Origin of the sequence: Flavobacterium microcysteis (assembly GCF_006385255.1) — a bacterium.
GTDB classification, from domain to species: Bacteria; Bacteroidota; Bacteroidia; order Flavobacteriales; family Flavobacteriaceae; genus Flavobacterium; species Flavobacterium microcysteis.
This window is the reverse complement of record NZ_VFJE01000056.1, coordinates 296183-311902: the sequence shown is the minus strand read 5'-3', so window position 1 is coordinate 311902 and position 15720 is coordinate 296183. Positions and strand designations below refer to the sequence as shown.

Below are 15720 nucleotides of genomic sequence, written 5' to 3'. Positions count from 1 at the left end.
AAATGTAGTGAAAGTTTCCAATTTAAAAATCAACCGAACTGGCCAACTTTATAGGTTCCGATAGCATGAGGAAAAGCAATATTGATTCGGTTCCAGGTATTGATAGTTGTAATCGCTAAAGTCAGATCGATTAATTCCTGTTCTGAAAATTGGGCTGCAACTTCTGCATAACCCGCATCTGTTACTTCACATTTAGTCAGTTCTTCTGCCCAGGCAAATGCGGCTCTTTCTTTTTCTGTAAAGTAGGGTGCTTCTCTCCAGGCACTCAAACCATAAAGACGCTGTTCTGTTTCGCCTTTGGCACGGGCATCTTTTGAATGCATATCCAAACAATAAGCACAGCCATTGATTTGAGATACCCGAAAGTAAACTAATTCCAAAAGCGCTAGTTCTACAGGTGATTTTTTCAGGTAGGCGCCAATGCCGAAAAGTGTTTTCATAGCCTCCTGCCCTTTTACATGAATGTTGATTCTTTGTTCCATTTTATTTGAAGTTTTAATTGTTATATACTGTAATGACAATCGAGATTTTAATATTGGACAAAAACCTAAAACTTTTTTCAAAAAAAAATCCGTTTCAATTTCTTGAAACGGATTTTGGTACTCTTTTTATGATTTAAGAATGGTGAAGTTCTTCTTCGCCTTCTTTCATTGGCACTGTTTGCGGAACGAAATCATCATCAAAGCCAGGCTTGCTGTAATCGTATGGCCATCTGTGAACTTCTGGAAGTTCTCCAGGCCAGTTTCCGTGGATGTGTTCTACTGGAGCTGTCCATTCCAAAGTATTGGATCTCCATGGGTTTTGAACTGCTTTCTTTCCGTAGAAGATACTTACGAAGAAGTTCCAAAGGAAAACCAACTGGAAAGCTCCTCCAACTAAAGCAAATACAGTAATCAATACGTTTACGTTTTGCAAGTCATCAAATAACGGGAAAGCTGTGTTTGTATAGTAACGTCTTGGAAGACCTGCCATACCGATAAAGTGCATTGGGAAGAATACTCCGTAAGCACAGATTGCAGTCACCCAGAAGTGAATATAACCTAAGTTTTTGTTTAGCATTCTACCGAACATTCTTGGGAACCAGTGGTAGATTCCGGCAAACATCCCGTAAAGTGCTGAGATACCCATTACCAAGTGGAAGTGCGCTACAACGAAGTATGTATCGTGAACGTTAATATCCAAAGTACTATCTCCAAGGATGATACCTGTCAAACCACCCGTAATGAACGTAGAAACCAATCCGATTGAGAAAAGCATCGCAGGGTTCATCTGCAGATTACCTTTCCATAAGGTCGTGATGTAGTTAAATGCTTTTACAGCAGAAGGAATTGCAATCAACAACGTTGTGAAAGTAAACACTGACCCAAGGAACGGGTTCATACCCGAGATGAACATGTGGTGACCCCAAACGATAGTTGAAAGGAATGCAATCGCTAATATAGAAGCAATCATCGCTCTGTAACCAAAGATTGGCTTACGAGAGTTAGTTGCAATAATTTCAGATGTAATACCAAGTGCTGGCAATAATACGATATATACTTCAGGGTGTCCTAAGAACCAGAATAAGTGTTCGAACAATACTGGAGAACCACCTTGGTAGTGCAATACTTCTCCTGCGATATAAATATCAGAAAGGAAGAATGAAGTACCGAAGCTTCTATCGAAAATCAATAATAATGCAGCTGATAAAAGAACCGGGAAAGATACGATACCGATAACTGCAGTAATGAAGAAAGCCCAGATTGTAAGTGGCAATCTTGTCATTGACATACCTTTAGTTCTTAAGTTGATAACTGTTACTACGTAGTTCAACGATCCCATCAAAGAAGAAGCGATGAAAATAGCCATAGAAACCAACCATAATGTCATACCTGTACCTGAACCTGGAATTGCTTGTGGCAATGCAGAAAGCGGAGGATAAATTGTCCAACCTGCAGAAGCCGGCCCTGATTCAACGAAAAGTGAAATCACCATGATCAAACTTGAAAGGAAGAACAACCAGTATGAAATCATGTTCATAAATCCGGATGCCATATCACGTGCTCCAATCTGCAATGGAATCAAGAGGTTACTAAACGTACCGCTCAAACCAGCAGTCAAAACGAAGAATACCATGATTGTTCCGTGAATTGTAACCAAAGCAAGGTAAGCATCGTTTCTCATTACTCCTCCTGGAGCGAATTTCTCTCCAAGGAAAAATTTGAACACGCCAAAAGATTCTTCCGGCCATGCCAATTGCATTCTGAAAAGCATTGACATTCCTACACCAATAATCCCCATGATGATACCAGTAATCAAATACTGCTTAGCAATCATCTTGTGATCGATACTAAAGATATACTTCGTGATGAAGGTATCCTTATGGTGGTGTTCGTGTTCGTGATCGTGTCCGTGATCGTTATCGTGACCTACTGCTGACATATATTATAATTTAAATTTTATTTAAAAGATATACTAATTATTATTTGGCTGCTACAACTTTAGTTGTGTCTGCTACTGGAGCTTTTGTCGTATCCGCTGGCGCTGCTGCACCTTCTTCTGCTTTTGGCTCTTTTTCAGCTTTTACTGCAGAAACCAATGTTGGCTTATCGCTTAACCATTTTTTGAAATCAGCTTCGCTTTCTACAACTATCTTCATTTGCATGTTATAGTGAGAAGGTCCACAGATTTTGTTACATAGCAATAGGAAATCAAAGTTGTAAGGATCTAATCCTTGTTCTCCTTTTTTCACTAGTTCAACACTCTTTTTAGCTCTAAGCTCATTGATGTGTGCTACTTTTTCAACAATATCCGGGTGCTGACGCATTTCAGCTGTAGTTTTGTTAGGAACAAAGGCAAACTGAGTAACCATACCAGGAACACAGTTCATCTGAGCTCTAAAGTGTGGCATGTAAGCAGAGTGCAATACGTCTTGAGAACGCATTTTGAATAATACTTTTTTACCTTTTGGCAAGTGCAATTCAGTTACTACTTTGTCATCTTGAGCATTAGGATCAGATACATCAACACCTAAAGTATTTACTCCCTCAATATATCTTACGTTTGCTTTTCCAAGTACGTTATCCTCACCTGAATATCTAGCTTCCCAAGAGAATTGTTTTGCATATAATTCAACAACGATAACATCTTCGTCTTCGTCAACAAACATAATGTTAGTCCAAGCATACAATCCGTACAAGATCAAACCAGCCAAAACGATTACTGGAATAATAGTCCAGATGAACTCTAATTTATCGTTATCAGCAAAATATAATGCTTTTTTTCCTTGCTTACCTCTGTATTTGAACGCAAAGTAGTGCAAAAGAGCCTGAGTAATGAATTGAACTATGAAGATCAAAATCATCGAAATCCACATCAGGTTATCTACATCTTGTCCGTGAACTGAAGCAGAGTTGCTCATTAACGGGAAGTGTCCAAACTGAATTATGCAATAAATTGTCGTAACATATATGAAAACCAAGAAGGCAAACATCATGTATCCATTAATATTATTGTCTCTATCATTGGCAACTTGTGAATTATCACTTAGACCGCCAATTTGAGTCAAATCGAAAATTTTAGTTAATTGCCAAATCGCAACAGCTAATAAAACTAAAACTATAATTACCAACAAACTTGTCATCTGTTTTTTTCTTTAAATATTAATAATGAAAATGTTTACTTTCCTCAATAAATGGATTTCTCTTAGCCAATAGAGGAGATTTAGATAGCGCTGTAAAGATTACAAAGATAAATAATCCAAGGAAGAACAATATCGCTCCTATTTCACCTGCTCCGATGAACCAACGGTCACCTACAGTAGCCGGCATAATCATATTATAGAAATCAATGTAGTGTCCTGCCAAGATTACAACACCTGCCATAACAACAATCCAAGTCAGACGTTTGAAGTCTGTATTGATCAAAATCAATACTGGGAAAAGGAAGTTCATAGCAACCATTCCGAAGAAAGGCAAGTTGTATTGCTCAATTCTTGTGATGAAGTAAGTTACTTCTTCAGGAATGTTTGCATACCAGATCAACATGAATTGTGAGAACCATAAGTAGGTCCAGAATACGCTAATACCAAACATGAATTTAGCTAAATCGTGGATATGGCTTGTGTTTACATATTCTAAGTATCCTCTTGATTTTAGGTATAATGTAACCATCGCAATTACTGTGATACCGCTTACGAAGAAACTTGCGAAAACGTACCATCCGAATAATGTACTGAACCAGTGAGGGTCAACAGACATAATCCAGTCCCAAGACATGATCGATTCTGTTACGATAAAGAATACCAAGAATCCAGCAGAGATCTTGAAATTCTTTTTATAGAAAGCGTTGTCGCTTGCCTGGTCTTGAGCCAAACAGTTCTTTCTTGAGAAATATCTGTATAGGTTCCATCCGATGATGAAAACTGCTGCTCTGATCAACCAGAAATATTCGTTTAGGTAGCCTGATTTGTTTGCAATCAATTTGTCATACTTAGGATTTGCAGGATCTAATAAGTCTGCATCCATCCATACGAACAAGTGGTGTACGTGGAAAGCTCCAAGTGCCAAAAGAATAAATACGATAACAGAACCCCATGGCAAATATGCCGTGATTCCTTGCATTACTCTAAATAAAACCGGAGACCATCCTGCCTGTGCAACTTGTTGGATTGCATAGAATGCTAATGCACCTAATGAAATCAACATAAAGAACAATGCTGCTACATAAACGGCTGCCCAAGGCTTGTTTTTTAATTGGTGGAAAACGTGCTCTACGTGTTTAGCATGTTCTGCTGCATGAGCATCATCATGACCGCCTTCAGCTTTGTCATGACCATGAGCTGCAACTGCTGCATGATCAGCATGGTGCTCTTCTGTAGCTGCCACTGCGTGAGCCGTATCTTTAGAAACTGAAATTGTATCTACATGAACTGAATCTGCCATAGAAGCTTCAGGTTTAGCTTCTTTGGTTGCTACTGTCTCATGAGCTTCTGTAGCAGTTCCGTGAGCTTCTTGCTTACCATGAGTCGCTTCTTCATGATGCGCTCCATGTCCGCCGTGCTCTTCTGCTTCTTTCTTAAGGATTTCCTCTACTTCAGCTGTATTTTTTGGTGCACTTAAAAAACTATATCCTACCCCAAGGATACCTACAACCATAAGGATAATAGAAAAGGTTTTTAATTTGCTTGAAAATGTGTACATATCTATTAAGATCAGTTTGTTCTACAATTATAATTCACTTTTTAGTTTCATCACATAAGCTGCAACCATCCAACGCTCTTGAGCAGTTAATTGATTCGCATGAGAACCCATTGCATTCAATCCATAAGTCTCAACGTGGAAAACACTTCCCTCTGTAATAACTCTATCAGCATAGCTAGGAACCCCTAAGAATTTCTCTCTTTTTACAAGGTTTCCTTTTCCATCTCCTTTTTCTCCGTGGCAAATTGCACAGTAGATTGCAAATAGCTTAGCTCCTTTATCAGAATTTCTAGCGATTGAATCCAATGGAGATTTTAGATTGGCTTTAGCCAATTCGTAACCAGCTGTTGAATTTTCATATTCATAAGGTTCAAAACCTCTTGGAATTGATCCTTTTGCAGGCAATTGCCCTTCTTTTCCATCTTTAAAAGCACCAGACTCAGAATAGGTTTCGTAGCCTACTGATTCATACATGTTAGGAAAGTATTGATAATTTGGCTTTTTCTTGTTGTGACAAGAAACTGCTGTTATCGCGATTCCTACTAAAAGTGTTATTTTATATAAACTTTTCATATCTACTCTTAATGCTTTTCTATTACTTTAACTTCTACTGCTCCAGTATTTTGAAAGAATGTAACTAATTCATTCTCGTCTCCATGAACTGCAACTTCCATCAAAAAGTGATCGTCTGTAGTTCTCACATCTGGGTTTTCTGCTTTTTTGAATGGCCACAATCTACTTCTCATGTAGAATGTGATTACCATTAAGTGGGCAGCAAAGAAAACGGTCATCTCGAACATAACCGGAACGAAAGCCGGCATGTTTTCGATATAGCTAAAACTTGGCTTTCCACCGATATCCTGAGGCCAGTCAGAAATCATGATGTAGTTCATCATTGTTGTTGCTACAGAAAGACCTACTAATCCGTATAAGAAAGCGCAGATTGCTAATCGAGTTGGAGATATTCCCATTGCTTTGTCCAATCCGTGAACTGGAAAAGGCGTGAAAACTTCTTCAATATGGTGATGAGCTGCACGTGTTTTCTTAACGGCATCCATAAGCACGTCATCATCATTATAAATAGCGTATATAACTTTATTACTCATGGTGTGAATGTTTATTTTCTTCTCTTTGTTTTTTATAGTTTTCTCCAGAAGATTTCAAGATTGTCTTAACCTCCGCTTGAGCAATCACAGGGAAAGATCTAGCATATAACAAGAATAATACAAAGAAGAAACCGATTGTTCCGACAAATATTCCAATATCAACGAATGTTGGTGAGAACATTGTCCAAGAAGATGGAAGGTAATCTCTGTGTAATGAAGTTACGATAATTACGAAACGTTCAAACCACATACCGATGTTTACCACAATCGAGATAACGAAAGAGAACATGATACTTGTTCTTAATTTTTTGAACCACATGAACTGAGGAGAGAATACGTTACATGTCATCATCGCCCAGTAAGCCCAAGCGTAAGGACCTGTTGCTCTGTTCAAGAATGCATATTGTTCGTATTCAACACCTGAATACCATGCAACGAACAACTCAGTGATATAAGCTACACCAACGATAGAACCTGTAATCATGATTACGATGTTCATCAATTCGATATGTTGTAGTGTGATATAAGCTTCAAGGTTAGAAACTTTTCTCATGATGATAAGCAGGGTGTTTACCATTGCGAATCCTGAGAATACCGCTCCAGCAACGAAGTATGGAGGGAAGATTGTAGTGTGCCATCCTGGAATTACGGATGTTGCGAAGTCAAAAGATACGATCGTGTGTACAGAAAGTACAAGTGGCGTTGCCAAACCTGCAAGAACCAAAGATACTTCTTCGAAACGTTGCCAGTCTTTTGCTCTACCGCTCCAACCGAAGCTCAAGATTGAATAAATTCTTTTTGTAAAAGGAGTGATTGCTCTGTCTCTAAGCATTGCGAAATCCGGAAGTAAACCTGTCCACCAGAAAACCAATGATACAGAAAGATACGTAGAAATCGCGAATACGTCCCAAAGTAACGGAGAGTTAAAGTTAACCCATAGTGACCCGAACTGGTTTGGGATTGGCAATACCCAGTACCCTAACCATGGACGACCCATGTGAATGATTGGGAAAAGACCCGCTTGTACAACCGAGAAGATGGTCATTGCTTCTGCAGAACGGTTAATCGCCATTCTCCATTTTTGACGGAATAATAAAAGTACTGCGGAAATCAACGTTCCTGCGTGACCGATACCAACCCACCAAACGAAGTTAGTGATATCCCAAGCCCATCCAATTGTTTTATTTAATCCCCATGAACCAATACCAGTAGAGATAGTGTATATAATACAGCCCATTCCCCAAAGGAATGCAACTAAGGCGATTGAAAATACAATCCACCATTGTTTGTTAGCTCTACCTTCAACAGGTGCAGCTACATCTACTGTTACATCGTGATAAGATTTATCACCTATAACTAAAGGTTTTCTAATGGGTGCTTCGTAATGAGACGACATAATCCTTTATCTTGTTTCTTAATTAATTATTTATGACTAGGTATTTCTAACTTTTACTTGATAGAATACATTAGGTTTTGTTCCAACATGCTCTAGCAAATGATACATTCTTGGGTCTTGCTCTAATTTAGCAACAGGACTTTCTTTCTCATTTACATCTCCAAACACCATAGATCCAGAAGTACATGCTGCAGAACAAGCACAAGCATCATTGAATTCTCCTTCTTTCACCGGTCTTCCTTCTCTCTTCGCTTTCAAGATGACAGCTTGAGTTGACTGGATACAGAATGAACATTTTTCCATAACCCCTCTTGAACGAACAACTACATCAGGATTCAATACCATACGACCTAAATCGTCATTCATGTGGTAATCAAACTCAGAGTTTTTGTTGTACAAGAACCAGTTGAAACGACGTACTTTGTACGGACAGTTGTTAGCACAGTAACGAGTTCCAACACATCTGTTGTAAGCCATGTGGTTTTGTCCCTGACGTCCGTGTGAAGTTGCCGCAACTGGACAAACAGTTTCACAAGGAGCGTGGTTACAGTGCTGACACATTACCGGCTGGAATGCTACCTGAGGGTTATCTGAAGGGTGTTCCATTTCTCCAAATCCTCCAAGAGATCCTTTATCTCCGAACAATCCTTCGAATCCTTCTTTTTTCTCGTTGTCTTTTGCGAAAGTCTCTTCAGAAGAATAGTATCTGTCAATACGCAACCAGTGCATATCACGGCTTCTTCTAACTTCAGCTTTTCCAACAACAGGAACGTTATTTTCAGCATGACAAGCAATGACGCAAGCACCACAACCTGTACATGAATTCAAGTCAATAGATAATTTAAAGTGGTGTCCAACTGATCTGTCAAACGACTCCCATAAGTCAACAGTGTTTGCCTTAACAGGGTTGTGGTCTAACGAAACCATTGGAGCAGGATTCCAAACACTAGCATCAACTTTAGGATCGTTGAATGTGCTAAGAGTTGTTTCCTTAAGGATATCTCCTCTACCCATCAATGTTCTTTGCAACTGAACGCAAGCGAATTCGTGATCACCACTAACTTTAGTGATTTTCGCACCCTGGTTTGCATTAGAGTTTGCATATAATGTGTAGGCATTAACACCTACCTGCATTTCTTCTTTTAATGATTCTTTACGACCATAACCTAAAGCTACAGCGATTGTTCCCACTGCCTGACCTGGCTGGATGATTACCGGAACTTTGTCCAATTTTGCTCCGCCAACTTCAATAGAAACATAACTTCCGTTCAAACCACCGTTTGCTACGTTGTAGTTTTCTAAGCCTAATTTTTCAGCATCAGCTCTGGAAACTGTTACATAGTTATCCCATGAAACACGTGTAATCGGATCCGGGAATTCTTGCAACCATGGGTTGTTAGCCTGCTGGCCATCTCCCATTCCGGTTTTAGTATAAAGCAATAATTCGAATTCACCTTGCTTTTTAGCCTGAGCCAAATCAGAAGCCGCCTTAGCGAAATCTGCATTACCACCAGAAACAGCAGTTACAGGCGTAGCATACACACCATCATGAACTAATTTGTTCCAAGTTGTTCCTGAAGCGATTGAAGAACCAACAGCTTTTAGGTAATCGTAATAAGATGTAGAATTATCAGACCAAAGCAATAAAGCTTCTTGGAATTGTCTTGAATCGAATAAAGGACGAATCGTTGGCTGCATGATGCTGTAATTTCCTTTAGAAATTGTAACATCTCCCCAAGATTCTAAGTAGTGAGGTGCTGGAGCAGCAATTGAAGAAAGAATAGCTGTTTCATCTTTTTTCAAAGAGAAAGCTACAGATAATTTTACTTTTTTCAAGCCTTCAGCAAAATCTTTTGAAGCTGCAAGTGTGTAAACTGGGTTCACACCATTCATAATCAAAGTATGAACACTTCCTGCTTTCATATCAGCTACTAATTGAGCAACTGCTTTAGCATCACCTTTTCTAGTCAATCTAGCACCAGAAGGATTGAATGCTTCAGATTTCAATGCATTGTTGATTGCAAACACTAGCAATTGTGCATTTAAATCATCCAAACCAGAAACCAAAACTCCTTTTGATCCTGCAGATTTAAGCTGCTGTGCTGCTTTCATCACGTCTTCTTCTCTTGCAATTTTTTGAGTTCCAACAGAAGCACCCGTAATGATATTATATATTTTAACCAAAGCATGTTTTTGGTCAGTAGTTGTCAATGGGATACGCTTATCAGCATTTGCACCTGATAAAGACATATTTGACTCCAATTGGATGTGCTTAGACATTTTTCCGTTTTTCGGAACACGCCCTTTTGCATATCCTGAGTCAAATCCTCCACCTTGCCAGTCTCCTAAGAAATCTGCTCCTACAGAAACGATTACTTCTGATTTAGAAAAATCGTAATCTGCCAAAGCTCTTTCTCCATATGCCATTTGGAAAGCATCCAAAGCATTTGATTCAGAAACCGCATCATAAACTATATGTTTTGCAGAAGGATTTTTTGCAATGAATTCAGCAATTAACTTATCAGTAGATGGACTTGCCATTGTTCCGGTAAGCAACACTACCTGACCTCCATTTGCTTTTGCATCGTTTAAGCTCGCCTTAACTTTTGCATCAACATCAGACCAAGAAGCATCCTTGTTTGCAATTTTAGGTTGTTTTAGACGAGTACTATCGTATAAAGAAAGAACGGAAGCATGAACTCTTGCGTTAGCACTAAGCTTTACTCCGTCAACTATATTGTTTTCAACTTTAATCGGACGACCTTCACGTGTTTTGATCAAGACATTAGCAAAATCAAAACCGTCAGCCATAGTCGTTGCATAATAATCTGCAACACCTGGGATAATTTCTTCCGGCTGTACTACGTAAGGAATCGATTTAATTACCGGACCTTCACAAGCTGCTAACGATGCAGCCGCTGTACTAAATCCTACATATTTTAAGAAATCACGACGTGATGTTGATGTTGCTGATAATGATTCTTTGTCTCCTAAAAACTCCTCCACCGGAATTGGCTCCGCGAACTCGTTATTTCTGAGCGTCTCAACAATAGAACTATTATCGTTTAGTTCTTCAACACTTTTCCAGTATTTTTTGTTTGATGACATCGTATATATATATTAGCTTCTTAATAATTGATTAATAGTGACACTTACCGCATTCTAGACCGCCCATTTCAGCGGCAGTAAGTTTGTCTTTACCATACTTCTTAGCAAGCTCAGCATGGATTTTTTCATAGTATGCATTACCTTCCATCTTAACATCTGTCTTGCGGTGGCAATCCACACACCATCCCATTGTAAGAGGCGCATGCTGCTCCATAAGTTCAAATGTTTCAACAGGACCGTGACAAGTCTGACATTCAACACCAGCAACTGAAACGTGCTGAGAGTGGTTGAAATAAACAAAATCAGGAAGGTTATGAATTCTAATCCATTTTACAGGCTGTGTTTTTCCAGTATATTTTTGAGTTGTCTTATCCCAACCTACAGCATCATAAAGCTTTTGGATTTCTCCATCATAGAACGCTTTGCTGTGCTCTGGAGTTGCAGTAGTTTCAGCAACTTCTGAGATATTCTTGTGACAGTTCATACAAACATTCAAAGAAGGAATACCCGCAGTTTTACTAACTCTTGCAGAAGAGTGGCAATATTTACAGTCAATACCGTTATCACCAGCGTGAATTTTGTGAGAATAGTGGATTGGCTGGATTGGCTGATAACCTTGATCAACACCAACCTGCATCAGATAACCATAGATAAAATATCCGCTGGCAAGCATCAGGAAGATTACAGTAACCAAAACCAAGAATTGGTTTCTAGCAAAAGCAATCCAGATTGGAATAGTAGGCTCTTTCTTAATTGGTTCAACTCCGTTTGCTTTAGCAATCTTGCCAAGAACATTGTTCACCAAGAACAACATCACTACAAGCATCGCCATAACAAGAGCTAACACACCAAGGATTACATTGTTAGAAACACCAACACCCCCTTGTTCCATTCCACCACCATCTGAAGCAGTTCCAACAGCTACTTTTGGCTCAGCTTTTGGCTCAGAAGTATATGCCAAGATATTATCAATATCAGCATCAGACAACTGAGGGAATGCAGTCATTACTGACTTGTTGTTTTCGTTAAAAACTTTTACTGCAGCAGCATCACCAGCTTTAATCATTGCCTGGCTATCTTTAATCCAAGCATGAAGCCATTTTTTATCATGTCTTTCAGTCACGCCTCTCAAAGCCGGACCTGTCATCTTTGCGTCTAATTTGTGACACGCAGCACAGTTGGCATTAAAAAGCGCTTTACCAGCAGCAGCATCGCCAGCACCTGCAGCAGGAGCTGCGGCCGCGGCAGCTGGAGCAGCTGGATCTTGAGCAAAAGATGAAACGGAAAATGTTAGCATTAGCGCTAAACTGAACAGTAATATTCTTGAAATCGAATTATGGTTACCCACCTTTTTCATATTTAAAAATGATTATCGACTAATTTTTGGTATGGTTTTTTCTTCTAAGAAAATAACGAGAAAAATCAATACGTTCTTTAAAACTTGCACAAAAATACGACTTATGAACTATTCTCAAAACCTTAAATAAGTCTTAAATACCAATTTATACTAATTCTAAATAATTTTTTTAGATTTGGTTAAAAACAGAAATATTACATTTGTACAAAATTAACTTCATTATGAGAATTTTAAGTCCGAAATCCCTGTTCATAAATGCTTCTTTCATAGCATTTTTAACAATTCCTGCCCATTCACAAGAAAAAAATATTAAGGTCACACAGGACCCAAAATTTGAGCAATTGCTCAATGAAAAGCGCAAAATCAACTCTTCTTTAACAGTAAATGAGAGGTATAAAATCCAGATTTTTAATGGCGACAGCGAGAACGCTAAAAAAATGCTTCAGGATTTCAAAAAGGAGTTCAAAACCCTAGATGGTACGATCGTATTCAATACACCAACCTACAAAGTATGGATTGGCAATTTTAAGACCAAAATTGAAGCGGAACGCAACTTGGGCGACCTAAAGAAAAAGTATCCAAATGCGCTACTTATAAAGCCTAGCAAATAGATTAAAACGATAAACAACAAAAAACCCGATGCTTTCACATCGGGTTTTTTTATTTGAATTATTTCAGTTTCTTCTTAACTGCAACTTCCTGGAAGGCTTCGATAATATCCATCTGTTCGATGTCATTATAACCTTTGATTTGGATACCGCAATCATATCCTTTCGACACTTCTTTAACATCATCTTTGAAACGTTTCAAGGCTGTCAATTCGCCAGTGTAGATAACTACTCCGTCACGGATTAAGCGGATTCTAGAACTTCTGAAGATTTTTCCGTCAGTAACCATACATCCTGCAATCGTACCCACTTTAGAAATTTTGAATGTTTCACGAATTTCTGCAGTACCGGTAATTTCTTCTTTCATTTCAGGAGAAAGCATTCCTTCCATCGCATCTTTCAGGTCGTCAATTGCATCATAGATGATTGAGTAGTTACGGATATCGATTTCTTCTTTCTCTGCCAATTGCTTCGCATTACCTGAAGGTCTAACGTTAAATCCGATAATAATCGCATCAGACGCAGAAGCCAAGTTAACATCAGTTTCTGTAATCGCACCAACACCTTTATGAATGATCTTGATTTCGATTTCTTCAGTAGATAGTTTAGAGAATGAATCCGCCAATGCTTCAACAGAACCGTCAACGTCTCCCTTGATGATAATATTCAATTCTTTAAACTGACCTAATGCAATTCTTCTTCCAAGTTCTGCAAGAGTTGTATGTTTCTTAGTTCTGGCAGATTGCTCACGGATCAATTGTGTTCTCTTAGCTGCAATTTGCTTCGCTTCTCTTTCATCTTCAAAAACGTTGAACTTGTCACCAGCTGTTGGCGCGCCATCCAAACCAAGAATCGAGATTGGCGTTGAAGGACCTGCTTCTTTAACCGCATTTCCTCTTTCATCATACATTGCCTTAACCTTACCGTGGTTTTTACCAGCCAATACGTAGTCACCTACTTTTAATGTTCCGGCCTGAACCAAGATTGTAGTCACATAACCTCTACCTTTATCCAGCTGCGCTTCTACAACAGTACCTACTGCTGGTTTAGAAGGGTTGGCTTTTAAGTCAAGGATTTCTGCTTCAAGTAACACTTTTTCCAAAAGATCTTTAACTCCGGTACCAACTTTAGCTGAGATATCATGTGACTGGTATTTTCCACCCCAATCTTCAACCAATAAGTTCATTCCCGCCAATTGCTCCTTGATTTTTTCAGGGTTAGCTGCTGGCTTATCAATCTTGTTAATTGCGAAAATCATTGGAACACCAGCTGCCTGAGCATGACTGATTGCTTCTTTGGTTTGCGGCATGATATCATCGTCAGCTGCTGCTACGATAATTGCAATATCGGTTACTTGAGCACCTCTCGCACGCATCGCTGTAAACGCTTCGTGACCAGGAGTATCAAGGAATGTAATTTTCTGTCCGTTATCAAGAGTCACCGCATAAGCACCAATGTGTTGCGTGATTCCTCCAGATTCACCAGCAATTACGTTTTCTTTACGAATGTAATCCAACAGGGAAGTTTTACCGTGGTCAACGTGACCCATTACTGTAACTATCGGAGCTCTTGTCACCAAGTCTTCTTCTCTATCTTCAACAATTTCCTGCGCTTCTTCAATATCAGTTGTAATAAATTCAACGTCATAGCCAAATTCATCTGCTACGATTGATAAAGTCTCAGCATCCAAACGCTGGTTCATGGTTACCATGATTCCAAGAGCCATACACGTACCAATAACTTTAGTAATTGGCACATCCATCATAGTTGCAACTTCACCTACAGTAACGAATTCTGTCACCTTGATTGTTTTGCTTCCTTCTTCTAATGCTCTTTGCTCGTCATCAGATTTCTGACGGTGCGTATCTCTTTTGTCTCTTCTGTATTTAGCCGCCTTAGACTTATTCCCTTTTCCTTGGAGTTTTTCTAAGGTCTCTCTGATTTGGTTTTTAACCTCTTCTTCTGTCGGCTCAACTTTTGCGACAACAGCAGGTCTGTTACCTTTATTAAACCCTGGTCTGGCATTTCTGTTTGCGTTATTTCCGCCCACGTTATTGCCACCACCCGGACGAGGACCATTTCCAGTCTGTTGACCTTGCTGCCCACCTCCTTGCGGAGTTCCAGGTTTTCCAGGAATTCTTTTCCTTTTATTCTTATTATTGTTGTTGTTTGCATTAGCACCAGCAGCACCAGGAGTTCCCGGTCTGTTTGGAGCCGGCTTCGGATCTTCTTTCTTCTTTTTAGGCTTGTTAAATTGAGACAAGTCAATTGTCTGGCCCGTAAAAGTAGTTCCTGTCAATTTCTGATACTGAGTCGCTATTGCCTCTTCAACAACTGGCTGCTCATTAGCATCCTTAGTTTCCGCTTTTGGCACAACCGTTTCTTTTTTCTCTACTTTCTCTACTGCCTTCACAACTTCAGGCTTCGCTTCTTCCTTAGCAACTTCTACAGGCGGCTTTGGTGTTTCAACCGGAGCAGCAACCTCTTGTTTTTCAACAGTTTCTTTTACAGGTTCAGCAGGTTTTTCTGGAGCAAGAGTTGGCTCAGTGGCTTTTGGTGCTGGTTCAGTCGCAGGAGCTTTTTGTTCCAAATCGATTTTCCCCACTTGCTTAGGACCGCTCAATACAGCCTTAGCTTTGATAACTTCTTGACGTTGGCGTTCTTCTTCTTGTTTGCGTTTCTCCTCTATTTCACGCTCTCTTTCAACACGCAATGCCTCTTTTTCTTTTCTTTTCTCTTCCCCAACTTCTTTTGAAGCCTCTTTTCTCCCCTTATCGCCAGCAAATTGACTTTGCAGAATATCATATTCCTTGTCAGATATTTTTGCGTTTGGGTTTGCATCAATAGCAATACCCCTATCCTTAAGATAGTCAACGGCTCTATCCAGCGAAATATTCAATTCCCTTAAAACCTTGTTTATTCTTATTACTCTTTCTTCAGACATAAAACCTTTTTATTATTACCT

At 39.3% G+C, this 15720-nt stretch carries 11 protein-coding genes; 1 reads left to right on the top strand and 10 read right to left on the bottom strand.

The features are described from left to right. Positions 1–29 precede the first annotated feature (29 nt). From FJA49_RS15050 to FJA49_RS15010, 9 genes are all read right to left on the bottom strand, one after another. Positions 30–482 (bottom strand): carboxymuconolactone decarboxylase family protein, encoded by a 453-nt coding sequence (locus FJA49_RS15050; protein WP_140001749.1) that lies wholly within the window; start codon positions 480–482, stop codon positions 30–32. A gap of 133 nt (positions 483–615) precedes the next feature. Then, a complete protein-coding gene (locus FJA49_RS15045; RefSeq protein ID WP_140001748.1) occupies positions 616–2421 on the bottom strand; it encodes a cytochrome c oxidase subunit I in 1806 nt (601 codons plus the stop codon). A gap of 40 nt (positions 2422–2461) precedes the next feature. Then, the gene (locus FJA49_RS15040) at positions 2462–3622 is read right to left on the bottom strand and encodes a cytochrome c oxidase subunit II (protein ID WP_140001747.1); all 1161 of its coding nucleotides are present in this window, start codon (positions 3620–3622) and stop codon (positions 2462–2464) included. 19 nt (positions 3623–3641) lie between these two features. Then, positions 3642–5180 (bottom strand): quinol:cytochrome C oxidoreductase, encoded by a 1539-nt coding sequence (locus tag FJA49_RS15035; protein ID WP_140001746.1) that lies wholly within the window; start codon positions 5178–5180, stop codon positions 3642–3644. A gap of 27 nt (positions 5181–5207) precedes the next feature. After that, positions 5208–5753, bottom strand: a complete 546-nt coding sequence (locus FJA49_RS15030) for a c-type cytochrome (protein ID WP_140001745.1) — start codon at positions 5751–5753, stop codon at positions 5208–5210. 8 nt (positions 5754–5761) lie between these two features. Next, on the bottom strand, positions 5762–6286 hold the full coding sequence (locus FJA49_RS15025; protein ID WP_140001744.1) for a DUF3341 domain-containing protein: 525 nt from the start codon (positions 6284–6286) through the stop codon (positions 5762–5764). Continuing rightward, entirely contained in the window at positions 6279–7682 is a 1404-nt protein-coding gene (gene nrfD / locus FJA49_RS15020; protein WP_140001743.1) for an NrfD/PsrC family molybdoenzyme membrane anchor subunit, read from the bottom strand. The genes FJA49_RS15025 and nrfD overlap by 8 nt, the downstream gene beginning before the upstream one ends. Positions 7683–7718: 36 nt before the next feature. After that, positions 7719–10790: a TAT-variant-translocated molybdopterin oxidoreductase gene (locus FJA49_RS15015; RefSeq protein ID WP_140001742.1), complete on the bottom strand. Its 3072-nt coding sequence runs from the start codon at positions 10788–10790 to the stop codon at positions 7719–7721. A gap of 31 nt (positions 10791–10821) precedes the next feature. After that, positions 10822–12147 carry a c-type cytochrome gene (locus tag FJA49_RS15010; RefSeq protein WP_140001741.1) on the bottom strand — a complete coding sequence of 442 codons (1326 nt, stop codon included), beginning with the start codon at positions 12145–12147 and terminating at the stop codon, positions 10822–10824. Positions 12148–12368: 221 nt separating this feature from the next. Here FJA49_RS15010 and FJA49_RS15005 point away from each other — a divergent pair, with 221 nt between their 5' ends. Further along, positions 12369–12758, top strand: coding sequence for an SPOR domain-containing protein (locus FJA49_RS15005; RefSeq protein ID WP_140001740.1), 390 nt, complete (start codon positions 12369–12371; stop codon positions 12756–12758). A 58-nt stretch (positions 12759–12816) separates the two neighbouring features. Here FJA49_RS15005 and infB read toward each other — a convergent pair whose 3' ends face one another. Further along, entirely contained in the window at positions 12817–15699 is a 2883-nt protein-coding gene (gene infB, locus FJA49_RS15000; protein WP_140001739.1) for a translation initiation factor IF-2, read from the bottom strand. Positions 15700–15720 lie beyond the last annotated feature (21 nt).

Excerpts from the sequence above, each read along its gene's own strand:
- FJA49_RS15050 (WP_140001749.1), bottom strand. The coding sequence starts at position 482 with ATGGAACAAAGAATCAACATTCATGTAAAAGGGCAGGAGGCTATGAAA.
- FJA49_RS15045 (WP_140001748.1), bottom strand. The coding sequence starts at position 2,421 with ATGTCAGCAGTAGGTCACGATAACGATCACGGACACGATCACGAACAC.
- FJA49_RS15040 (WP_140001747.1), bottom strand. The coding sequence starts at position 3,622 with ATGACAAGTTTGTTGGTAATTATAGTTTTAGTTTTATTAGCTGTTGCG.
- FJA49_RS15035 (WP_140001746.1), bottom strand. The coding sequence starts at position 5,180 with ATGTACACATTTTCAAGCAAATTAAAAACCTTTTCTATTATCCTTATG.
- FJA49_RS15030 (WP_140001745.1), bottom strand. The coding sequence starts at position 5,753 with ATGAAAAGTTTATATAAAATAACACTTTTAGTAGGAATCGCGATAACA.
- FJA49_RS15025 (WP_140001744.1), bottom strand. The coding sequence starts at position 6,286 with ATGAGTAATAAAGTTATATACGCTATTTATAATGATGATGACGTGCTT.
- nrfD (WP_140001743.1), bottom strand. The coding sequence starts at position 7,682 with ATGTCGTCTCATTACGAAGCACCCATTAGAAAACCTTTAGTTATAGGT.
- FJA49_RS15015 (WP_140001742.1), bottom strand. The coding sequence starts at position 10,790 with ATGTCATCAAACAAAAAATACTGGAAAAGTGTTGAAGAACTAAACGAT.
- FJA49_RS15010 (WP_140001741.1), bottom strand. The coding sequence starts at position 12,147 with ATGAAAAAGGTGGGTAACCATAATTCGATTTCAAGAATATTACTGTTC.
- FJA49_RS15005 (WP_140001740.1), top strand. The coding sequence starts at position 12,369 with ATGAGAATTTTAAGTCCGAAATCCCTGTTCATAAATGCTTCTTTCATA.
- infB (WP_140001739.1), bottom strand. The coding sequence starts at position 15,699 with ATGTCTGAAGAAAGAGTAATAAGAATAAACAAGGTTTTAAGGGAATTG.